Consider the following 16,596-nt stretch of genomic DNA (forward strand, 5'->3'; position numbering starts at 1 on the left):
GGGTTTGCCCCCCCCCGCCCAACCCCCGGCCGGGCCCCGCCCCCGGCGGGCCCCCCACCCCCCCCGGGGCGGCCGGCGGCCCCCCCAACGCCACCGTGCCGCAAACCCTGACCCGGCGCGAAGTGCAGTGCCTGCGCTGGGCCGCCGCCGGCAAGACCGACAGCGAAATCGGGATCATCCTCGACGTGTCGGTTTCGACCGTGCGGTTCCACTTGCGCAATGCCGCGGCCAAGCTGGGCGCGACGGGCCGCGCCCAGTCGATCCAGCTGGCCGCGGGGCTCGGCTATGTCGGGGCGGGCGCCGCCTGACCCCCTGCCCCGGCGCGGCTTGCGCGGTGCCTAGCCCTTCCTGACCGAGATGGTCTGCGCGGCGGTATATTCCATCAGCCCTTCGCGCCCGCCTTCGACGCCGACGCCCGACTGGCGCATCCCGCCAAAAGCCGCGAGCGGGCTGAGCGCCTGGGTTTCATTGACCCACACCGTGCCGCTCGCCACGCGCTCGGCAATCGCCAGGGCGCGGTCGGTATCGGCGCTCCACACCGAACCGCCCAGGCCATAATCGCTGGCATTGGCGCGGGCGAGCACGTCCTCGACATTGTCGAACTGGAGCAGCGGCAGCACCGGGCCGAACTGTTCCTCCTGCACGATCCGGCTGGTTTCGGGCGGGTTGTCGATGATCGTTACCGGGATGAAATAGCCCGGCCCCTCGATCGCATCGCCGCCCAGCACGATATTGTGCCCCTGCGCCCTGGAATCCGCGATCAGCCCCTTCACCCGGTCATATTGCGCGCGGTTGTTGATCGGGCCGATCTGGGTGCCCTGTTCCGACCCGTCGCCAACTTTCACCGTTTTCGCATATTCGACGATCGCATCGCGCAGCGGGGCGTAGATGTCCTTGTGAATGTACATCCGCTTGGTCGCGATGCAGATCTGGCCGTTGTTGTTGAACGCCGCCCAGAACAGCTTGGGCGCGATTTCCGCCACGTCGACATCGGGCATGACGATGGCCGGATCGTTGCCGCCCAGTTCCAGCGTGATCCGCTTGAGCCGGGGCGCGGCGCTTTCCATCACCTTGCGCCCGGTGGCGGTGGAGCCGGTGAAGCTGATCTTGTCGAACCCGGGATGCGCGGTCAGCCACGGCCCCAGCCGGTCGCCGCCGGTGATCACGTTGAGCACGCCGGCGGGCACGATGTCCTTGACCAGTTCGGCAAAGCGCAGCGTGGTCAGCGGGGTGAACGGCGAGGGTTTGAGGACCATGGTATTGCCGGTCAGCAGCCCCGGGCCGACCTTGAACATGGCCAGGATCAGCGGGAAGTTCCACGGCGCGATTGCCCCGACCACGCCCAAGGGCACGCGGCGCGTTTCGACCCGGCGTTCGGCGCTGTCCTCCACCACTTCGCGCGGCAGATCGAGGCTGGCCGCGCCTTTCAGCCAATAGCCCGCGCCGATCACTTCGCCTTCGGCCTCGTGATGGGGCTTGCCCTGTTCGCTGGTCAGCAGGCGCTTCAGTTCATCGACATTGGCGAGGATCGCATCGCCCATCGCGTTCAGCACCGCGCGGCGTTCGTCCATCGTTTTCGCCGCCCAGGCCGGCTGGGCCGCGCGCGCGGCGGCGACGGCGGCGTCCAGGTCCGCCTCGCTCGCATCGGGCGCGCTGGCCAGCACCTGTTCCGTCGCCGGGTTCAGCACGTCGAAGCGCTGGTCCGCGCCAACCAGCTTGCCGCCGATCAGCATCGCATATCCGCCATTGTTCGCCATGGTCATCCTCTCCAATCCGGTTTTGCCGCGAACTTGCACAGATCGGGGCGGGGTCCGTCAAGGGGCAAGCACGAGCAGGATCGGCCAACGGAAAGGACAGTGCCGCGGCCGCGCACCTGTCCCGGATTGGTAAAGTCGCACCACAGGCGATGGATCGCTTGCAATTGAGCGGTTTTGTCCCTTCAATGGGGCAGTCGCGGCACTGCTGCTGCGGATCACTTGCAAGGGTTGATAGCAGGGCATGGTGCGAATTCGGGACCGGTACGAGTATGATCCGGCAAAGGATCTGCTGGGCAAGGGCGGCTTCGCGCGCGTGTTCCGCGCGCACGACACCCTGCTCAACCGCGAAGTGGCGCTGAAGGTCTTCAGCAATTCGGGCAACGACCAGTATTCGGTGCTGTCGGAAATCCGCAAGGCGATCCAGCTCGAACACCCCAACCTGCTGCGCTATTACGACGTGGTCCTGCTCGAACAGGCCAATGCGCTGGGGGAAACCGAAGAACTCCAGATCGGCGTGATGGAATATGCCAACGCCGGCGACCTCAAGGGCTTTGCCCGCGCCAATCCCGGCTCGCCGCTGCTGCCCAAGTTCCTGCGCCAGGTGCTGCACGGGCTGGAATACCTGCACGCCCACGGGATCATCCACCGCGATCTCAAGGCGCAGAACATCCTGCTGGTCGAACGCAACGGCGAATTGACCGCGAAGATTTCCGACTTCGGGATCAGCAAGAACCTGGCCAGCGGGGATACCCGCAGTTCATCGATGCTGGTCGGGACCATCGAATACATGGCGCCCGAACAGTTCAATCCCAAGAAGTTCGGGGTCAACGGCAAGATCCAGTCGAACGTCGACCTGTGGGGCTACGGCGTCATGGTCCACGAGTTGCTGACCGACGCGACCCCGTTCGGCAAGCGCGGGGCTGATACCACCGCCGAACAGATCATGTCGGCGATCCTGGCCCCCGAATTGCCGGCCGAGATCGATAGCCTGTCGGAACCCTACCGCACGGTGGTGAAACGCTGCCTGGTCGCCAATGCCAAGGACCGCATCCAGAAAGCGTCGGAACTGCTCGGTTTCTTTGGCGAGCCGGGCTTCGAAGCCTTTGCCCCCGGGGCAAGGGCCCCCGCGCCGGAAGACACCCAGCCGATCGCCCGCCCCCCGGTGGCCGACGATGCCACCCAGTTCATCACCCCGGCCAGCGGCGGCAACGGCGGCGGCGACGACGATGGCACCGCGTTCTATTCCGCCGACGTGCCACCCCCGCCCGAAGTCGGCACCGGCCCGATCTTCATCAAGAGCGTCGACGAAGCGGAATTTGCCGCGCCTGGCGAAGGCCCTGCCAAGCCCGGCCTGCCCAAGTGGCTGCTGCCGGCCGGCCTGATCGTGGCCGCCTTGATCGCGATTGGCCTGTGGCTGGGCGGCGGAAGCGGCGATAGCCCGCAAGCCGTGCCGACGGACCTTGCCAGCGAAAGCAGCGGTTCCGCGCTGGATGCGGCCAAGCCGGACAAGGCCGAAATGGCCAAGGACAAGGACAAGGACAAGCCGGAACCGGCCAAGGCCGTCGCCGCGCCAGAGCGGGAAAAGGCCAAGGTCTGCCGCGAAGTCTGCACCGATGTCGAACAGCCGGTCCAAGGCGGCCGCACGCGGACCTCAAGCGTTTCGGCGGGCGAAATCTCGTACCCGTCCAGCGGCTCGATCCCGCAGGGCAAGGCCGCCGATGCGGCGCGGCGGGCCTGCGGATCGGGCTCGATGGTCAGCTATTCGGCGGTGCCGGATGGCCAGTGCGGCGGCAACATCTGCTTCGCCCGGGTAACCGCGACCTGTTCCTACTCGGACGGCCCGACCTCGCGAACGGTGCGGCAGTGCAAGCAGGTCTGCGACTGATGGCAAGCGTGGATCAAGCGGCCTGAGCTGATGGAGGTTTGGCAATGAGCCTGACGGAGCAGCTGGAAGAAGCGAAAACGCTGCTCGCAGCGCTCAACGCGATCCATTACGACATTACCGCGTTCAAGACCGCCGAATTGCAGAGCGAATTCGCGACGCGCTTTGTCGCGATCAAGCGCAACCTGACCCTGACCCGGCAGGAAGCTTTCACCGCCGAACGCGCCAAGACCGACGTGGCGCAGGACGCGGCCGAAATCACCGGGTTTTCCGAGCGCGCCACCGCCGCCCTGACCGAAGTCACCGGCACGGCCGAACGCACCCAGCAGGAACGCGCCGAGGCCGAGGCCAAGTCGCAGGCCGCGCTGCAGGATGCCCAGGCCACCGAAAAGGCCAAGCAGGACGCCGCCAGCGATGCCCTGGCCGCCGAAAAGTCGCGCACCGACGCCCAGCAGGATCAGCTGGCCTCGGAACGCGCCCGGCTGGATGCCGAGGCCGATGCCCAGGCCGCCGAGAAGTCGCGCCAGGATGCCGAAGCCGATGCCCAGGCCAGCGAGAAGGCCCGTCTGGACGCCGAACAGGACGCCCAGGTCGCGGACAAGGCCCGGCAGGATGCCGAAGCCGATGCCCAGGCCGCCGAAAAGGCCCGCCAGGACGCCGAAGCTGACGCCCAGGCCGCCGAAAAGGCCCGACAGGACGCCCTGGCCGATGCGCAAGGCGCGGACAAGGCCCGCACCAATGCCGCCGGCGATGCCCAGGCCACGGACAAGGCCCGCCAGGGTGCCGATGCCGACGCCCGGGCCGCCGAGACGGCCCGCCAGGCCGCAGCCAGCGATGCCCAGTCCACCGAAAGGGCCCGGCAGGCGGCAGAGCAGGACGCCCAGGGCGCGGAAAAGGCCAAGCAGGACGCCGAAAGCGACGCCCGGGCGGCCGAAAAGGCCAAGCAGGACGCCGAAGGCGATGCCAAGGCGGCCGAAAAGGCCAAGCAGGACGCCCAGCAGGATGCCGAAGCCGCCGAAAAGGCTAAGCAGGACGCTCAGCAGGATGCCCAGGCGGCGGAAAAGGCCATGCAGGAGGCCCAGCAGAGCGCTCAGGCCGCCGACAAGGCCAAGTTGCAGGCGCTGCAGAATGCCCAGGCGGCTGAAAAGTCGGCCCGCGATGCCGAAGGCGATGCCCAGGCGGCGGATCGCTCGCGCAGCGCCGCCGAAACCGACGCACAGGTCGCCGCGCAGCAATCGGCCAAGGCCCAGGCCGCCCATGCCGAAGCCGAACAGTTTGCAATGAAGGCCGCCACCAAGGCCAAGGAAGCCGCCAGCCACTCCGAAACCGCCAAGACCGAGATGAACGAGGCCAAGGCGGCCAGCGACAAGGCCGACGCTGCGCGCGCGGTCGCCGCCGAAGCATCGGACAAGGCCAAGCAGGAGGCCGAGGAAACCCTGCAGGCCGCCGAAAAGGCGCGGCAGGAAGTGCGCGAAGCCATCCAGGCTGCCCAGCGCGCCGCCGACAACCGGTTCGAGGCATCGGTCGCCTCGCAGAAGGCCGCGATGCACCAGTGGGAGGCCGAAGTGGCGATGGGCAAGGCCCGCGATGCCATGCAGCGCGCCGAAAAGTGCTCGAACGAGGCCGACGAGGCCGAAGCCCAGGCCAATGCCAATTCCAAGGAAGCCGAAAGCCAGGAACGCGCCGCCGGCGAATCCAAGGCCCAGGCCGGACAGGCAGAGACCCAGGCAACCTCGAGCGCCGACGAAGCGCGCGGCTATGTCGAACCGGCGCACCGCACGCTGGAAGAGATCGAGGACCTGCACAGCGATGCCCAGGACCTGGCCGACGCTGCCGCCGACGAAGTGATGGAAGCCAATTCGCACGCCATGGACGCCACGATGGATGAACTCGACGCCTGCGCGGCGGCGGACATGACGGAAAGCACCATGGAAATGGTCCGCGAGGAACGGCGGCGGCGCGATTACGGCGGCGGCGGCGGCGGCATGAACTACATCGAGTAATGACACGTCCGGCGGCCCGATCGGGCAACAGCGTGGTGGAGCAATGAATGGCAGACCCCGATCCCACTGAAATCCTGCGCCAGCTTCAGGAAATCCTGGCCGAAGCCGAAACGGTCAAGCAGCGGATTCTGGCCGAACTGCCGGTGCTCGACCAGACGCTGTCGCAATTCGAGACCGAGGCAGAGCTGCTCGCCGCCTTGATGCAGGAATCCAATTCCAGCGTGGAACAGGCCAAGCAGGCCGCGCTCGATGCGCGCCAGGACGCCTCGGAAACCGAGCGGCTGAAAAGCGGCGCGATGCGCGAATACCAGGAAATCGAAGCCGCCGGCGAACGCGCCAATGCCCAGCTGACCGAGGCGACCACCGCCGCCACCCAGGCGCAGGAAGCCGCAGCCCTGGCCGAAAAGGCCCGTCAGGATGCCGAGGCCGACGCCCAGGCCACCGAAAAATCGAAGCAGGACGCCGATACCGACGCCCAGGCGACGGAAAAGGCCAAGCAGGACGCCGAAAGCGACGCCCAGGCCGCCGAAAAATCCAAGACCGACGCCGCGCAGGACGCCCAGGCGACCGAAAAGGCCCGGCAGGATGCCGAAGCCGACGCTCAGGCCGCCGAAAAGGCCAAGACCGACGCCCAGCAGGACGCCCAGGCCGCCGAAAAGGCCAAGACCGACGCCCAGCAGGACGCCCAGGCCGCCGAGAAGGCCAAGACTGACGCCCAGCAGGATGCCCAGGCCGCTGAAAAGGCCCGGCAGGACGCCGAAAGCGACGCCCAGGCCGCCGAAAAGGCCAAGGTCGACGCCGAAAGCGATGCCCAGGCCAGCGAAAAGGCCAGGCAAGACGCCGAAGCCGATGCCCAGGCCAGCGAAAAGGCCAGGCAGGACGCCGAAGGCGATGCCCAGGCCGCGGAAAAGGCCAAGCAGGACGCCGAGCAAGACGCCCAGGCCGCCGAAAAGGCCAAACAGGACGCCGAAGCCGACGCCCAGGCCGCTGAAAAGGCCAAGCAGGACGCCGAACAAGACGCTCAGGCCGCCGAAAAGGCCAAGCAGGACGCCGAAGCCGACGCCCAGGCCACCGAAAAGGCCAAGCAGGACGCCGAGCAGGACGCCAAGGCCGCCGAAAAGGCCAAGCAGGACGCCGAACAAGACGCCCAGGCCGCCGAAAAGGCCAAGCAAGCCGCCGAAGCCGACGCCAAGGCTGCCGAAAAGGCCAAGCAGGACGCCGAGCAGGATGCCAAGGCCGCCGAACAGGCTGCCAACAAGGCCACCACCGAAGCCAACGAGGCCGAACAGTTCAGCCAGAAGGCCCAGGCCAAGGCGAACGAGGCCGAAGTGGCCGCCGAAACCGCCGCAAGCGAGGCGCGCGAGGCGCGCGAAGCGAGCGAGAAGGCCTCCGCCGAAGCCAAGGAAGCCCAGGCCGCCGCCGAAAAGGCGCGCGAGGAAATGAACGAGGCCCAGGCCGCCAGCGAACGCGCGAAGACCGCGCTGCGCGAGGCCGAACAGGCGTCCGAGGAAGCCAAGGTCCACGAAAAGCAGGCCGAAACCTACGCTAACGAGGCCAAGAAGGAAGCGCAGGAGGCCCAGGCCGCCGCCGAAAAGGCCCAGCGCGATGCGCAGCAGGCCGACGAATGCGCCGCCAAGGCCTGTCAGAAGGCGACCGAGGCCGAAGCATCCGCCCGGCAGGCCGCCGAATTCGAAAAGCAGGCCAAGGTTGCCGCCGACACCGCCGACCGCCACGAGCAGGACGCCAAGGAATATGCCGACCAGGCCCGCGACCGGGCGATCGAGGCGGGACGCGCCCGCGACGATGTGCTTTCGACCAAGCACGACGCCGAGCGCCTGCTCGACGAGATGAAGAAGCTGGCCGACCAGGTGACCGAGGCCGTTTCCGATGCCAAGGGCTATGCCGACGAAGCCTCGAAATCCGCCGAAGCCGCCGAGCGCTGCGCCGAACGGGCCAGCAACATGCTGGGCGGCTGATCGTCGCGGCGCGGGATGACCGGCACTAAGCCATTGCACCGGCTGACCGCCGCGTGCAGCATGACAGGGTAAAGAAGACGAATGTTGTCGGATCGGGGCTTATGAATATTCTGGATCTGCTTGAACTCGACGCCACTGCGTCCGAGCCGCAGCTGGTTGAGCGCGCGCGCGAAAAGCAGCGCTATTTCGCCAACCTGGCCAAGACCGCGCCGACGCGGATGCTGGCCGATGTCTATGCCCGCCGCCTGGCCGAGATCGAGACGTTCCTGGCCGCGCGCGGCCAGGACGGCGCCGCCCCGGACCGTGCGCGCCCGGCAGAGCGCCCCGCCGCATCGCCGCGCGCCGCAGCGGCCGGGATGGAATGCTACCTTGAGGCGGTGGGCGGCCCCGCCCCGCGCCGCATCCCCTTGCACACCGGGCTCAACATCATCGGCCGCGAACCGCGCCAGATGGGCAATCCGATCGTGCTTGACGACAATTTCGTCAGCAAGAACCACGCGGTGATCGAAGTGGTGCCCGGCCCGCCGGCCAGCGTGCACGTCTTCGACATCGGCGAAACCGGGGCCAAGCCCAGCACCAACGGGGTGTTCGTGGGCGATGCGCCGGGCCGGATCACCGGCCGCGTCGCGCTGAGCGGGGGCGAGCGGCTGCGCTGTGGCGATTGCCATTTCGTGTTCCACCTCAGCGCGGGCAGCGCCCCGGCGCCGCGCGCGGCGGCGGCGGCAAGCGATGACGAATTCAACCGCACCGTGATCATCAAGGCGCCCTACAAATGAGCGTGGCGGTATTGCGCGACGCGCTGGAAGGGGCGCAGCGGGAACTGGGCGCCTCATCGCGTGCGGGGTTCTTCGACGTGGCGCTGCAGGCGCTGCGCAAGATCGACGGGCACGGCGCGGGCACCAGCGAAGTGCACCTTTCGCCGGGCGCGGCCCACCTCGCCGGCGGCCTGCCGGGCGTGCTGGGCGCGCAGGTGCGGATCGTCACCACGGCGGCCAGCAGCACCCTGTCGGACGAAGTGATCCTGCCCGCCGCCGCCGCCGCGGTGCTGACGCTGGCGGAATGCACCGCCCTGCCCGATGCCGTCCGCCAGGTCACCCAGGGGCAGAGCGCCCCGGCCCGCGCGCTGTTCGTGCTGTGCGAGGCGGCCGAGGCCGATGCGGCGGAAAAGCCCGTGCGCGACCTCGCCCGCTCCACCCGGCTGACCGTCAAAGCGACCAGCCCGGCCGATGCGGCAGACGCGATCAGGGAATGGCTCGACGAGGTCCTGCCCGAAGCGCAGCGCGCCGCGACCGAGGCATCGCTGGGCCGGATCGGCAGCTATGCCCGCCAGATCGTGGCCGACGAGCTGAAATCGCTGGAACTGCGCAAGCAGCTGCTGAGCGACGATGCCGCGGCGCGGCGCCGGATTGGCGGCGGCCCGGGCGCCGGATCTGATCTGAACGGGCGGATCCGCAACATCCTGCAACGCAACCTGCAAGACGCCGAACGCGCCTTCAAGACCAAGTACGACGAGCTCAACCGGGTCAAGAAGGGCGAATTCCAGGCCCTGGCCGAACGCCTGTCGGGCGCGCTGGATGCCGACAACATGCGGCTGATCGAACTGGCTTCGAAGACCGAAACCACCGAAACCGAGATCGACGAGCAGTTCACCGAGACCTTCGTGGCCCGCCTGCGCAAGCAGATGCAGGACAAGATGGCCGATGACGTCAGCTTCATCAAGGAAGCCAGCGACTTGTCGATCAACCAGATCAACGGGCTGCTGGCCGCCGAAGGCTATGCCCCGATCAATCCCAAGGCGCTGCACGCCCCGCCGCTCAACCCCGGGCTGGTGCTGGAATCGCATTTCCACATCCAGCGCAAGTTCAACGGGGAAGTGACCAAGGACGGGCCGATGCAGTATTTCATCGCCCTGCGTGACTATACCGGGATGATCATGGTGCTGGTCGGGATCCTCGCCCCGCTGACCCTGGTCGCCACTTCGCCCGACGCGCCCGAAGGCAGCCTGCTGGCCTTCATCAACGAAATCGCGCCGGTGGTGAAACGGTTCCGGTCCTACCTGACCTTCCTCACCGCGATCCTGGTGGCGGTAATGCTGATCTATGGCTTCATCGACCTGCGCCGCCGCATCCCGGCCAAGCGGATCGAGGAGCGCGAACGCGACCTGCGCAAGGCGCGCGAATCGCTCGACAACGAGGGACGCCGCATGTTCAACGACAGTGCCCGCGACTGGGTCGGCCAGATCAGCGCCCACGTGCGCGAGCTGATCCCCGCGATCAACGCCGAAATCGAACATTCGGTCCGCGCCAGATCGCAGAACCAGGCCGAAGCGATGGAAGAACAGCGCCGCCGCCTGGCCGTGGAACAGGCCAGCGTCGAAACCCGGCTCAAGGGCGTCACCCTGCTCGAACGCAAGTTCGACATGTTGGCCAAGCGGTGAGCGGCGCCATGCAGCTGCGCATCTGGTCGCACACCGACATCGGCAACACCCGGTCCGAAAACCAGGACTGCGTCTATGCCAACGCGCCGCTGGGGCTGGCGATCCTGGCCGATGGCATGGGCGGGCACAACGGCGGCGAAGTGGCCAGCCAGCGCACCGTGTTCGGCGTGGCCGAACTGCTGGAGGACCAGCTGGCCGGCGAGATTGCCGACAGCGCCGCCCTGTCCAGCCTGATCGACGGCGCGATCCGCGAACAGAACCGCCGCCTGTTCGGCCAGGCCCAGGACGATCCGCGCCTGCACGGCATGGGCTGCACCCTGGTCGTGGTGGTGATCCGCCAGGGCCGCGCGCTGATTGCCAACATCGGGGATTCGCGCGCCTACCTGTTCCGCGACGGGCGGCTGGTCCAGATCACCACCGATCACAGCCTGGTCCAGGCCCAGATCGACAGCGGCCTGATCACCGAGGAGGAAGCCGCGGAAAGCAACGCGAAGAACATGCTGACCCGCGCGGTCGGCGTGGCCGCCGATGTGAAGCCCGATTTCTTCGAGGCGCGCCTGCAACCGGGCGACTGGCTGATGACCTGCAGCGACGGGATGCTGCAATGCCACCGCCCGGCCGAATTGCAGGCCGAAGTGGCCAAGGCCGTGCGCCGCGACGATCCGGCGCGCTACCTGGTCGAACTGGCGGTGGCGGCCGGCAGCACGGACAACGTGTCGGTGCAGGTGCTGGCGGTATGAACACGGGAGACGGCAAGACGGTGTCGGGGCAGGACGGGCAGGCATGAAGATCGGGATTGATCTGGGATCATCGAGCACGCTGGCCGCGTTCATCGGGGTGGAAGGCGATCCCATCCTGGTGCCCGACGCGGCCGATCCGCGCAGCCAGGCCACCCCCAGCCGGGTGCTGCTGCACGGCGACCGGGCGCTGATCGGCAGCTTTGCGGAAAAGCTCGGGCACGAAAACCCGGGCGCCACGCTGGTATCCAACTTCAAGCGCCATTTCGGCACCAGCCACGTGCTGGCCCGGCTGGGCGAGGAACCGCTGTACAGCGAGATGTTCGCCGCACTGCTGCTCAAGAAAGTGCGCGGCGACGTTGAGATCTACACCGGGCAGGCGGTCGATTCCTGCGTGCTGACCGTGCCCGCCCACTTTACCGACCAGCAGCGCCGGGCGCTGCTGTCGGCCGCGGACATCGCCGGGATCGAAGTGATCGCCCTGCTGGACGAGCCGATCGCGGCGGCCCTGCAGTTCACCAACCGGCACGTGCTGAACGATGAAGAGATCGTGGTGATCTATGACATCGGCGGCGGCACGTTCGACCTGTCGGTGCTGACCTGCACCGGCGATCAGGTGCATATCCTGGCCAAGTCCGGGCTGACGGACCTGGGCGGCTACGATTTCGACCGGATCATCGAACAGCGCTTTCGCGACGATTTCCGCGCCGCCTTCAGCACCGCCCCCAAACCGGGCGCTCTGAACGACGAGCGGATCGCCGCGCTGGCCGAAGCAACCAAGATCGCGCTGGGCCAGACCGGCGCGCGCTGGCCGGCCAACGACACCTATGTCGACGGGCGGTTCCTGCGCTGGACGCTGGACCCGGCGGACTATGACCAGCGCGCCGAAACCCTGCTGAAGCGCAGCGAGCTGGTGGTGCAGCGCACCCTGCGCGGGCTGGGGCTGGAACTGGGCGATGTGCAGCGCTTCGTGCTGATCGGCGGGGCCTGCCGCAGCCGGCAGGTGCGCGATTTCTGGCGGGCGCGGCTCGATCCGGACCGCACCAGCCTGGCCGAGGACCAGCCGCTGGCCAGCGTGGCGATGGGCGCGGCGCTCTATGCCCACAGCTTTGCCCGCGGCGACGGCGGCGGGGCGCAGTTCGTCTCCAACGTCCGCATGTCGAGCGTGACCGGCTACAACATCGGCATCCAGGAGGAAGCCGGGCAGGCATTCGAACGGGTGATCGACAAGAACATGGCCCTGCCCGCATCGGGTTCGGCGCTGGTCCGCCCGGCCCAGGGCGGCGCAGCCGGCTTTGCCGCGCGGATCTGCCAGTATCTCGACGATCCCACACTGCTCGATCCGGTCGGCCGGATCGCGATCCAGCCCAAGCACCTGGTCGGGCGCGACATGATCGAGATCGTGGTGCGTTATAACCAGGATGGCACGCTGGGCGTGAAAGTGGTGGATGCCGCCAGCCAGGCGGTGGTGCCCTTTGCGTTCGAGGACCTGACCGGGGGCGGGCGCGACCTGGAACGGCAGCGCAAGGCCCTGGCGGGTCTGCGCCTGAACACGATGGACGTCTGACACAGGGGAAATGACGACAATGGCAAAAATCCGGATCGCAAGCGGCCTGCTGGCCCTGACGGGCCTTGCCGCGGCATCGACCGCAGAGGCGCAGAACGTGGTTTACGAAGGCGATTGCAACCGCGCGCGGATCGTCCAGGCGGAAAGCACGATCGACAAGCTGATGCCCTTTACCCGCTACAAAGGTACCCAGGTGATCAATTCGTCGACCCTCGACAAGGGGACCTGCGTGGTCGACGACATGATCGTGTTCGACCTGGTCCAGACCTCGCGCTCGTCCAGCGCGGTGGTCTTTTCGACCCGGCGCAACGATGTCGGGATCGGCACCGGCGCGGGCGGGTGCATGGCCCCGTCGCGCTATGGCACCGACGCGCTGGGCACGGTCACGTTCGAGACCAAGCTGGAGACCAAGGACCAGCGCTGCGAACTTTACATTTCCGCCAAGTGGAAGGACACGATGAGCGACTTCGTCAACCGGGTCATCCCGCTGGCGGGGGGCGCGTTCGTGCTGGCGCAAAGCGCGCCGACCACCACGTTCAAGGCCTCGCCAATGGGGTTCGTCGGCCTGCCCTGACCGGGGCTGTCGGCCCTGCGGCGCGCATCAGCCGCAGGGCGCGGGGTTAAGGTGGGCCTGCTTCTGGGAAGATCGGCAGCCCGCAATCAAGGCCAACTCGACACGAACGCCGTCAGGCCAATGCCTGTCTCAGGCCGCCCCCGGCAGGGTGAGCGCGCCGTCGGCACCGAGCGGCATGTGCGGGCTCCACACCACTTCCCAGCCGTTGCCCTCGGGATCGGTAAAATAGCCTGAATAGAGGCCCTGGTCGCGGTCACGGATCGGACTGGTGATCGTGGCCCCCGCCTTGACCGCGAGGTCGAAGGCCGCATCGACGTCTGCCTTGGTCGGGACGAAGACCGCCCAGATTGATTTCGAAGTTTCGGCCGCCGCAATCCCGCTTTCATGCGCCAGATAGGCGTCGTTGACAAAGATCAGGACCGAAGTGCCAACCTTGTAGGCCACCGATCCTTCCGATGCGGGCATCCATGGCGTCCAGCCAAGTCCTTGCTCGTAAAAGCTGCGCAGCGCATGGATGTCCTTCGCGCTGACCATCACCATGTTTATGCGTGGATCCATTGCAAATCTCCTTTGACAATCAGCCTGAATGTTAAAGGAGCAGATGTCAACGAGGTGGCTATGCCCAAGAGCAAGGGTATCAGGGCGGCAAAGGCCGGGGAAACGCGCGGAGCGTTGATCGCCGCAGCGCGCAGGCTGTTTGCCGACAAGGGCTTCCATGCCACCAGCACGCCAGAAATCGTGGCGCTGGCCGGGGTCACGCGGGGTGCGTTACAGCACCACTTCGCGCGCAAGGAGGACCTGTTCCTGGCCGTGTTCGAGCAGGTCGAAGAGGACATGATTGCCGCCGCGCAGGCACAAGGAGCGGCAGAGCAAGGCGCGCGGTGGTCAGGCCTGAAAGCCAATCTCGACAGGTTCCTCGCAGCGGCGGCAAGGCCCGAGGTGCAGCGCATCCTGCTGATCGATGGACCCGCGGTGCTGGGCTGGGCCCAATGGCGCAAGCTTGAGGCCCACTACGGACTTGGGCTGATCGAGCAGGCTATTGAAGACGGCATGGCCGCCGGCCTGATCCGGATGCAGCCGGCGCGCCCGCTGGCGCACATGATCCTGGCCGTGATCGACGAAGCCGCGCTGCTGGTTGCCAATGCCGATGATCCTGACGCGGCCAGGCTGGAAGCGGGTGCGGCCGTGCAGACGCTGCTCTCGTCACTGGCTTGAGCGACGGCGGATCGGACCAATCAGCCGATCAAGCCATCACCGCGAGCGCCGACCTTGCCGCTAGGCCTCCAGCTCGACGTCCCAGTACAGCCAGTCGCGCCAGGTTTCGTGCAGGTGGTTCGGGGGAAAGCCTCGGCCGCGTTCCTGCAATTGCCAGTTGGTCGGGCGGATCGGCTGGACCAGCAGCGGCATGCCCGCCTGCTGCGGGGTGCGCCCGCCCTTCTTCAGATTGCACGGCGCGCAGGCGGTGGCGACGTTTTCCCAGCTGGTCTGCCCGCCCAGCCGGCGCGGCACCACGTGATCGAAAGTCAGCTGGTGCGGGCTGCCGCAATACTGGCAGGCGAACCGGTCGCGCAGGAACAGGTTGAAGCGGGTGAAGGCGGGAAACTCGCTGGGTTTCACATACTGGCGCAGCGCGATGACCGAAGGGATCGCCATCGACCAGGTGGGCGAATGGACCTCGCGGTCATAGGAGGCGACGATATCGACCCGTTCTAGGAACACCGCTTTGATCGCGGTCTGCCACGGCCAGACGCTGAGCGGGTAGTAGCTGAGCGGGGTATAGTCCGCGTTGAGCACCAGCGCAGGACAATCGGACAGGTGACGGAGGGGATCCTCCTCTGCGCTGCGGAACCGGGCCGCGCGCTCGATCAGCTCCGCCTTGAGCATGGCCTCTTGTTGCAGGCCGAGATGACGGTTCGGCGACAATCCATGGGCGCATGGAACAACGCCGCCGCGCCCGCGTCAAGCCTTGCGCCGGGACGCAATCCACAGGATGGATGGACGCGATGATCCGCACCCGCTTTGCCCCCAGCCCCAACGGCCTGCTGCACCTGGGCCATGCCCATGCCGCGATCGTCGCGCACGACCTGGCGCGCAGCCGAGGCGGCGAATTCCTGCTGCGGATCGAGGATATCGACGGCACCCGCAGCCGGGCGGAACTGGTCCCGGAAATACTGGCGGACCTTGAATGGCTGGGGCTGGCCTGGGACGGCCCGGTGGTGTTCCAGTCGGCCCGGCTGGCCAGCTACGGCGCGGCGGGGGACCGGCTCAAGGCCATGGGCCTGCTCTATCCCTGCACCTGCACCCGCGCGCAAGTGGCTGAACAGGCCCGCGAATTCGGTCCGGACGGGCCGATCTATCCCGGCACCTGCCGGGGCCGCAGCGCCCCGCCGGACGCGCCGGTCGCCTGGCGGCTCGACATGGCCCGCGCAGCCGAACAAGCCGGGCCGCTCGAATGGCTGGACGAGCTGGCCGGGCCGCAGGTCTGCCGGCCCGAGCAGTTCGGCGATGTCGTGCTGCTGCGCAAGGAGGCCCCGGCCAGCTACCACCTTGCCGCCACGCTCGACGATGCGGCCGACGGGATCACGCTGGTCACGCGCGGGCTGGACCTGTTCGCCGCCAGCCACGTCCACCGCCTGCTCCAGGCGCTGCTCGGCCTGCCGGTGCCGGTCTGGCACCACCACCTGCTGCTGCTCGAGCCGGACGGGCGCAAGCTGGCCAAGCGGCGCGGCTCCCCCGCCCTTGCCGACCTGCGCCGCGCCGGGGAAGATGGCCGCGCGCTCGCCGCCGCCTTGCGGGCCGGGCGGCTGCCCACTGGCCTTTCCTTCGGCAAAGGCGTAGGGTGATTGGCATGAACACGTTACTGATCCCCGTACTGATCATCGCCATGGCCATGGTCCTCGTCAGCCTGGGACGCGGCATCGCCGCCTTCATGCAAAGCACGCGCGCGGATCTGGAACGCGGCGACGCCAACGGGCCGAGCGAAATGCAGCTCAAGCAGAACAAGATGATGATGGCCCGCATCCTGTGGCAGGGCGCCGCGGTGATGGTGGTGGCCATGCTGCTGTTCGCCAGCCGCTGATCCCATGGTCAAGCTGAACAAGATCTACACCCGCACGGGTGACGATGGCACGACCGGACTGGTCGATGGTTCGCGTTGTCCCAAGCATGCCGCGCGGATGGAAGCGATCGGCGCGGTTGACGAGGCGAACAGCGCCCTAGGTGTGGTGGTGACCGCGCTAGCTGCGGTTGAGCACCGCGCTGCGCTGGTCCGGATCCAGAACGATCTGTTCGATCTGGGGGCCGATCTGGCCACTCCGGGAGAGGACTTTACCCCCGGCGAAATGACCCTGCGGATCGTGCCCGAACAGGCCGCCTGGCTGGAGGAGGAGATCGACCGGGTCAACGCCCCGCTGCCCCCGCTGACCAGCTTCATCCTGCCCGGCGGCAATCCCGCCGCGGCCCACACCCACGTCGCCCGCGCCACCACCCGCCGGGCCGAACGCGCGATGACCGCGCTGGCCGCGCAGGAACCCGTCAATCCGGCTGCGCTCGCCTATATCAACCGCCTGTCGGACTACCTGTTCGTGCTGGCCCGCGCGCTGAACATCGCGGCGGGCAGCGAAGTCCTGTGGGTGCCGGGCCAGAATCGCTAGCCAAGCGCGG

Annotated in this window: 16 protein-coding genes; 13 read left to right on the forward strand and 3 right to left on the reverse strand. The window is 67.6% G+C overall.

Annotation, left to right across the window (positions count from 1 at the left end; genetic code table 11):
- A partial coding sequence (locus ACE3N9_RS10700) for a helix-turn-helix transcriptional regulator (protein WP_374283678.1) occupies positions 1 to 308 on the forward strand: 308 nt, incomplete at its 5' end.
- Between the two features lie 30 nt (positions 309 to 338).
- On the opposite strand, the gene ACE3N9_RS10705 is transcribed toward ACE3N9_RS10700, so the two are convergent.
- Complete coding sequence (locus tag ACE3N9_RS10705) at positions 339 to 1,757, reverse strand: aldehyde dehydrogenase family protein (protein ID WP_374283819.1); 1,419 nt, start codon at positions 1,755 to 1,757, stop codon at positions 339 to 341.
- Between the two features lie 241 nt (positions 1,758 to 1,998).
- Between ACE3N9_RS10705 and ACE3N9_RS10710 the strand changes: the two genes are divergently transcribed.
- From ACE3N9_RS10710 to ACE3N9_RS10745, 8 genes are all read left to right on the forward strand, one after another.
- Entirely contained in the window at positions 1,999 to 3,642 is a 1,644-nt protein-coding gene (locus ACE3N9_RS10710; RefSeq protein ID WP_374283680.1) for a serine/threonine-protein kinase, read from the forward strand.
- A 44-nt stretch (positions 3,643 to 3,686) separates the two neighbouring features.
- Positions 3,687 to 5,642, forward strand: coding sequence for a hypothetical protein (locus ACE3N9_RS10715; protein WP_374283682.1), 1,956 nt, complete (start codon positions 3,687 to 3,689; stop codon positions 5,640 to 5,642).
- A gap of 47 nt (positions 5,643 to 5,689) precedes the next feature.
- Complete coding sequence (locus tag ACE3N9_RS10720; protein ID WP_374283684.1) at positions 5,690 to 7,618, forward strand: hypothetical protein; 1,929 nt, start codon at positions 5,690 to 5,692, stop codon at positions 7,616 to 7,618.
- 101 nt (positions 7,619 to 7,719) lie between these two features.
- Positions 7,720 to 8,394: an FHA domain-containing protein gene (locus ACE3N9_RS10725; protein ID WP_374283686.1), complete on the forward strand. Its 675-nt coding sequence runs from the start codon at positions 7,720 to 7,722 to the stop codon at positions 8,392 to 8,394.
- A complete protein-coding gene (locus ACE3N9_RS10730) occupies positions 8,391 to 10,055 on the forward strand; it encodes a hypothetical protein (RefSeq protein ID WP_374283688.1) in 1,665 nt (554 codons plus the stop codon). The genes ACE3N9_RS10725 and ACE3N9_RS10730 overlap by 4 nt, the downstream gene beginning before the upstream one ends.
- Positions 10,056 to 10,063: 8 nt before the next feature.
- Positions 10,064 to 10,795, forward strand: coding sequence for a PP2C family serine/threonine-protein phosphatase (locus ACE3N9_RS10735; RefSeq protein ID WP_374283690.1), 732 nt, complete (start codon positions 10,064 to 10,066; stop codon positions 10,793 to 10,795).
- Positions 10,796 to 10,838: 43 nt separating this feature from the next.
- Positions 10,839 to 12,359 (forward strand): Hsp70 family protein, encoded by a 1,521-nt coding sequence (locus tag ACE3N9_RS10740; RefSeq protein WP_374283692.1) that lies wholly within the window; start codon positions 10,839 to 10,841, stop codon positions 12,357 to 12,359.
- 19 nt (positions 12,360 to 12,378) lie between these two features.
- Positions 12,379 to 12,933: a hypothetical protein gene (locus tag ACE3N9_RS10745; RefSeq protein ID WP_374283694.1), complete on the forward strand. Its 555-nt coding sequence runs from the start codon at positions 12,379 to 12,381 to the stop codon at positions 12,931 to 12,933.
- Between the two features lie 129 nt (positions 12,934 to 13,062).
- Here ACE3N9_RS10745 and ACE3N9_RS10750 read toward each other — a convergent pair whose 3' ends face one another.
- Positions 13,063 to 13,491, reverse strand: coding sequence for a VOC family protein (locus tag ACE3N9_RS10750; protein ID WP_374283696.1), 429 nt, complete (start codon positions 13,489 to 13,491; stop codon positions 13,063 to 13,065).
- Between the two features lie 12 nt (positions 13,492 to 13,503).
- On the opposite strand from ACE3N9_RS10750, the gene ACE3N9_RS10755 reads away from it, so the two are divergent.
- On the forward strand, positions 13,504 to 14,148 hold the full coding sequence (locus tag ACE3N9_RS10755; protein ID WP_374283698.1) for a TetR/AcrR family transcriptional regulator: 645 nt from the start codon (positions 13,504 to 13,506) through the stop codon (positions 14,146 to 14,148).
- Between the two features lie 60 nt (positions 14,149 to 14,208).
- Here ACE3N9_RS10755 and ACE3N9_RS10760 read toward each other — a convergent pair whose 3' ends face one another.
- Positions 14,209 to 14,817: an HNH endonuclease gene (locus tag ACE3N9_RS10760; RefSeq protein ID WP_374283700.1), complete on the reverse strand. Its 609-nt coding sequence runs from the start codon at positions 14,815 to 14,817 to the stop codon at positions 14,209 to 14,211.
- Positions 14,818 to 14,936: 119 nt separating this feature from the next.
- On the opposite strand from ACE3N9_RS10760, the gene gluQRS reads away from it, so the two are divergent.
- The 3 genes from gluQRS to ACE3N9_RS10775 are packed head-to-tail and all read left to right on the forward strand — an operon-like array spanning position 14,937 to position 16,586.
- Positions 14,937 to 15,776 (forward strand): tRNA glutamyl-Q(34) synthetase GluQRS, encoded by an 840-nt coding sequence (gene gluQRS, locus ACE3N9_RS10765; protein ID WP_374283820.1) that lies wholly within the window; start codon positions 14,937 to 14,939, stop codon positions 15,774 to 15,776.
- A 5-nt stretch (positions 15,777 to 15,781) separates the two neighbouring features.
- Entirely contained in the window at positions 15,782 to 16,012 is a 231-nt protein-coding gene (locus ACE3N9_RS10770) for an HIG1 domain-containing protein (protein ID WP_374283702.1), read from the forward strand.
- A 4-nt stretch (positions 16,013 to 16,016) separates the two neighbouring features.
- Positions 16,017 to 16,586, forward strand: coding sequence for a cob(I)yrinic acid a,c-diamide adenosyltransferase (locus tag ACE3N9_RS10775; protein ID WP_374283704.1), 570 nt, complete (start codon positions 16,017 to 16,019; stop codon positions 16,584 to 16,586).
- Positions 16,587 to 16,596 lie beyond the last annotated feature (10 nt).

The organism is Novosphingobium sp., from assembly GCF_041905565.1.
Classification (GTDB): Bacteria; Pseudomonadota; Alphaproteobacteria; order Sphingomonadales; family Sphingomonadaceae; genus Novosphingobium.

Bases quoted from the DNA above. Each gene is read 5' to 3' on its own strand.
- ACE3N9_RS10705 (WP_374283819.1), bottom strand. From the start codon at position 1,757: ATGGCGAACAATGGCGGATATGCGATGCTGATCGGCGGCAAGCTGGTT.
- ACE3N9_RS10710 (WP_374283680.1), top strand. From the start codon at position 1,999: ATGGTGCGAATTCGGGACCGGTACGAGTATGATCCGGCAAAGGATCTG.
- ACE3N9_RS10715 (WP_374283682.1), top strand. From the start codon at position 3,687: ATGAGCCTGACGGAGCAGCTGGAAGAAGCGAAAACGCTGCTCGCAGCG.
- ACE3N9_RS10720 (WP_374283684.1), top strand. From the start codon at position 5,690: ATGGCAGACCCCGATCCCACTGAAATCCTGCGCCAGCTTCAGGAAATC.
- ACE3N9_RS10725 (WP_374283686.1), top strand. From the start codon at position 7,720: ATGAATATTCTGGATCTGCTTGAACTCGACGCCACTGCGTCCGAGCCG.
- ACE3N9_RS10730 (WP_374283688.1), top strand. From the start codon at position 8,391: ATGAGCGTGGCGGTATTGCGCGACGCGCTGGAAGGGGCGCAGCGGGAA.
- ACE3N9_RS10735 (WP_374283690.1), top strand. From the start codon at position 10,064: ATGCAGCTGCGCATCTGGTCGCACACCGACATCGGCAACACCCGGTCC.
- ACE3N9_RS10740 (WP_374283692.1), top strand. From the start codon at position 10,839: ATGAAGATCGGGATTGATCTGGGATCATCGAGCACGCTGGCCGCGTTC.
- ACE3N9_RS10745 (WP_374283694.1), top strand. From the start codon at position 12,379: ATGGCAAAAATCCGGATCGCAAGCGGCCTGCTGGCCCTGACGGGCCTT.
- ACE3N9_RS10750 (WP_374283696.1), bottom strand. From the start codon at position 13,491: ATGGATCCACGCATAAACATGGTGATGGTCAGCGCGAAGGACATCCAT.
- ACE3N9_RS10760 (WP_374283700.1), bottom strand. From the start codon at position 14,817: ATGCTCAAGGCGGAGCTGATCGAGCGCGCGGCCCGGTTCCGCAGCGCA.
- gluQRS (WP_374283820.1), top strand. From the start codon at position 14,937: ATGATCCGCACCCGCTTTGCCCCCAGCCCCAACGGCCTGCTGCACCTG.
- ACE3N9_RS10770 (WP_374283702.1), top strand. From the start codon at position 15,782: ATGAACACGTTACTGATCCCCGTACTGATCATCGCCATGGCCATGGTC.
- ACE3N9_RS10775 (WP_374283704.1), top strand. From the start codon at position 16,017: ATGGTCAAGCTGAACAAGATCTACACCCGCACGGGTGACGATGGCACG.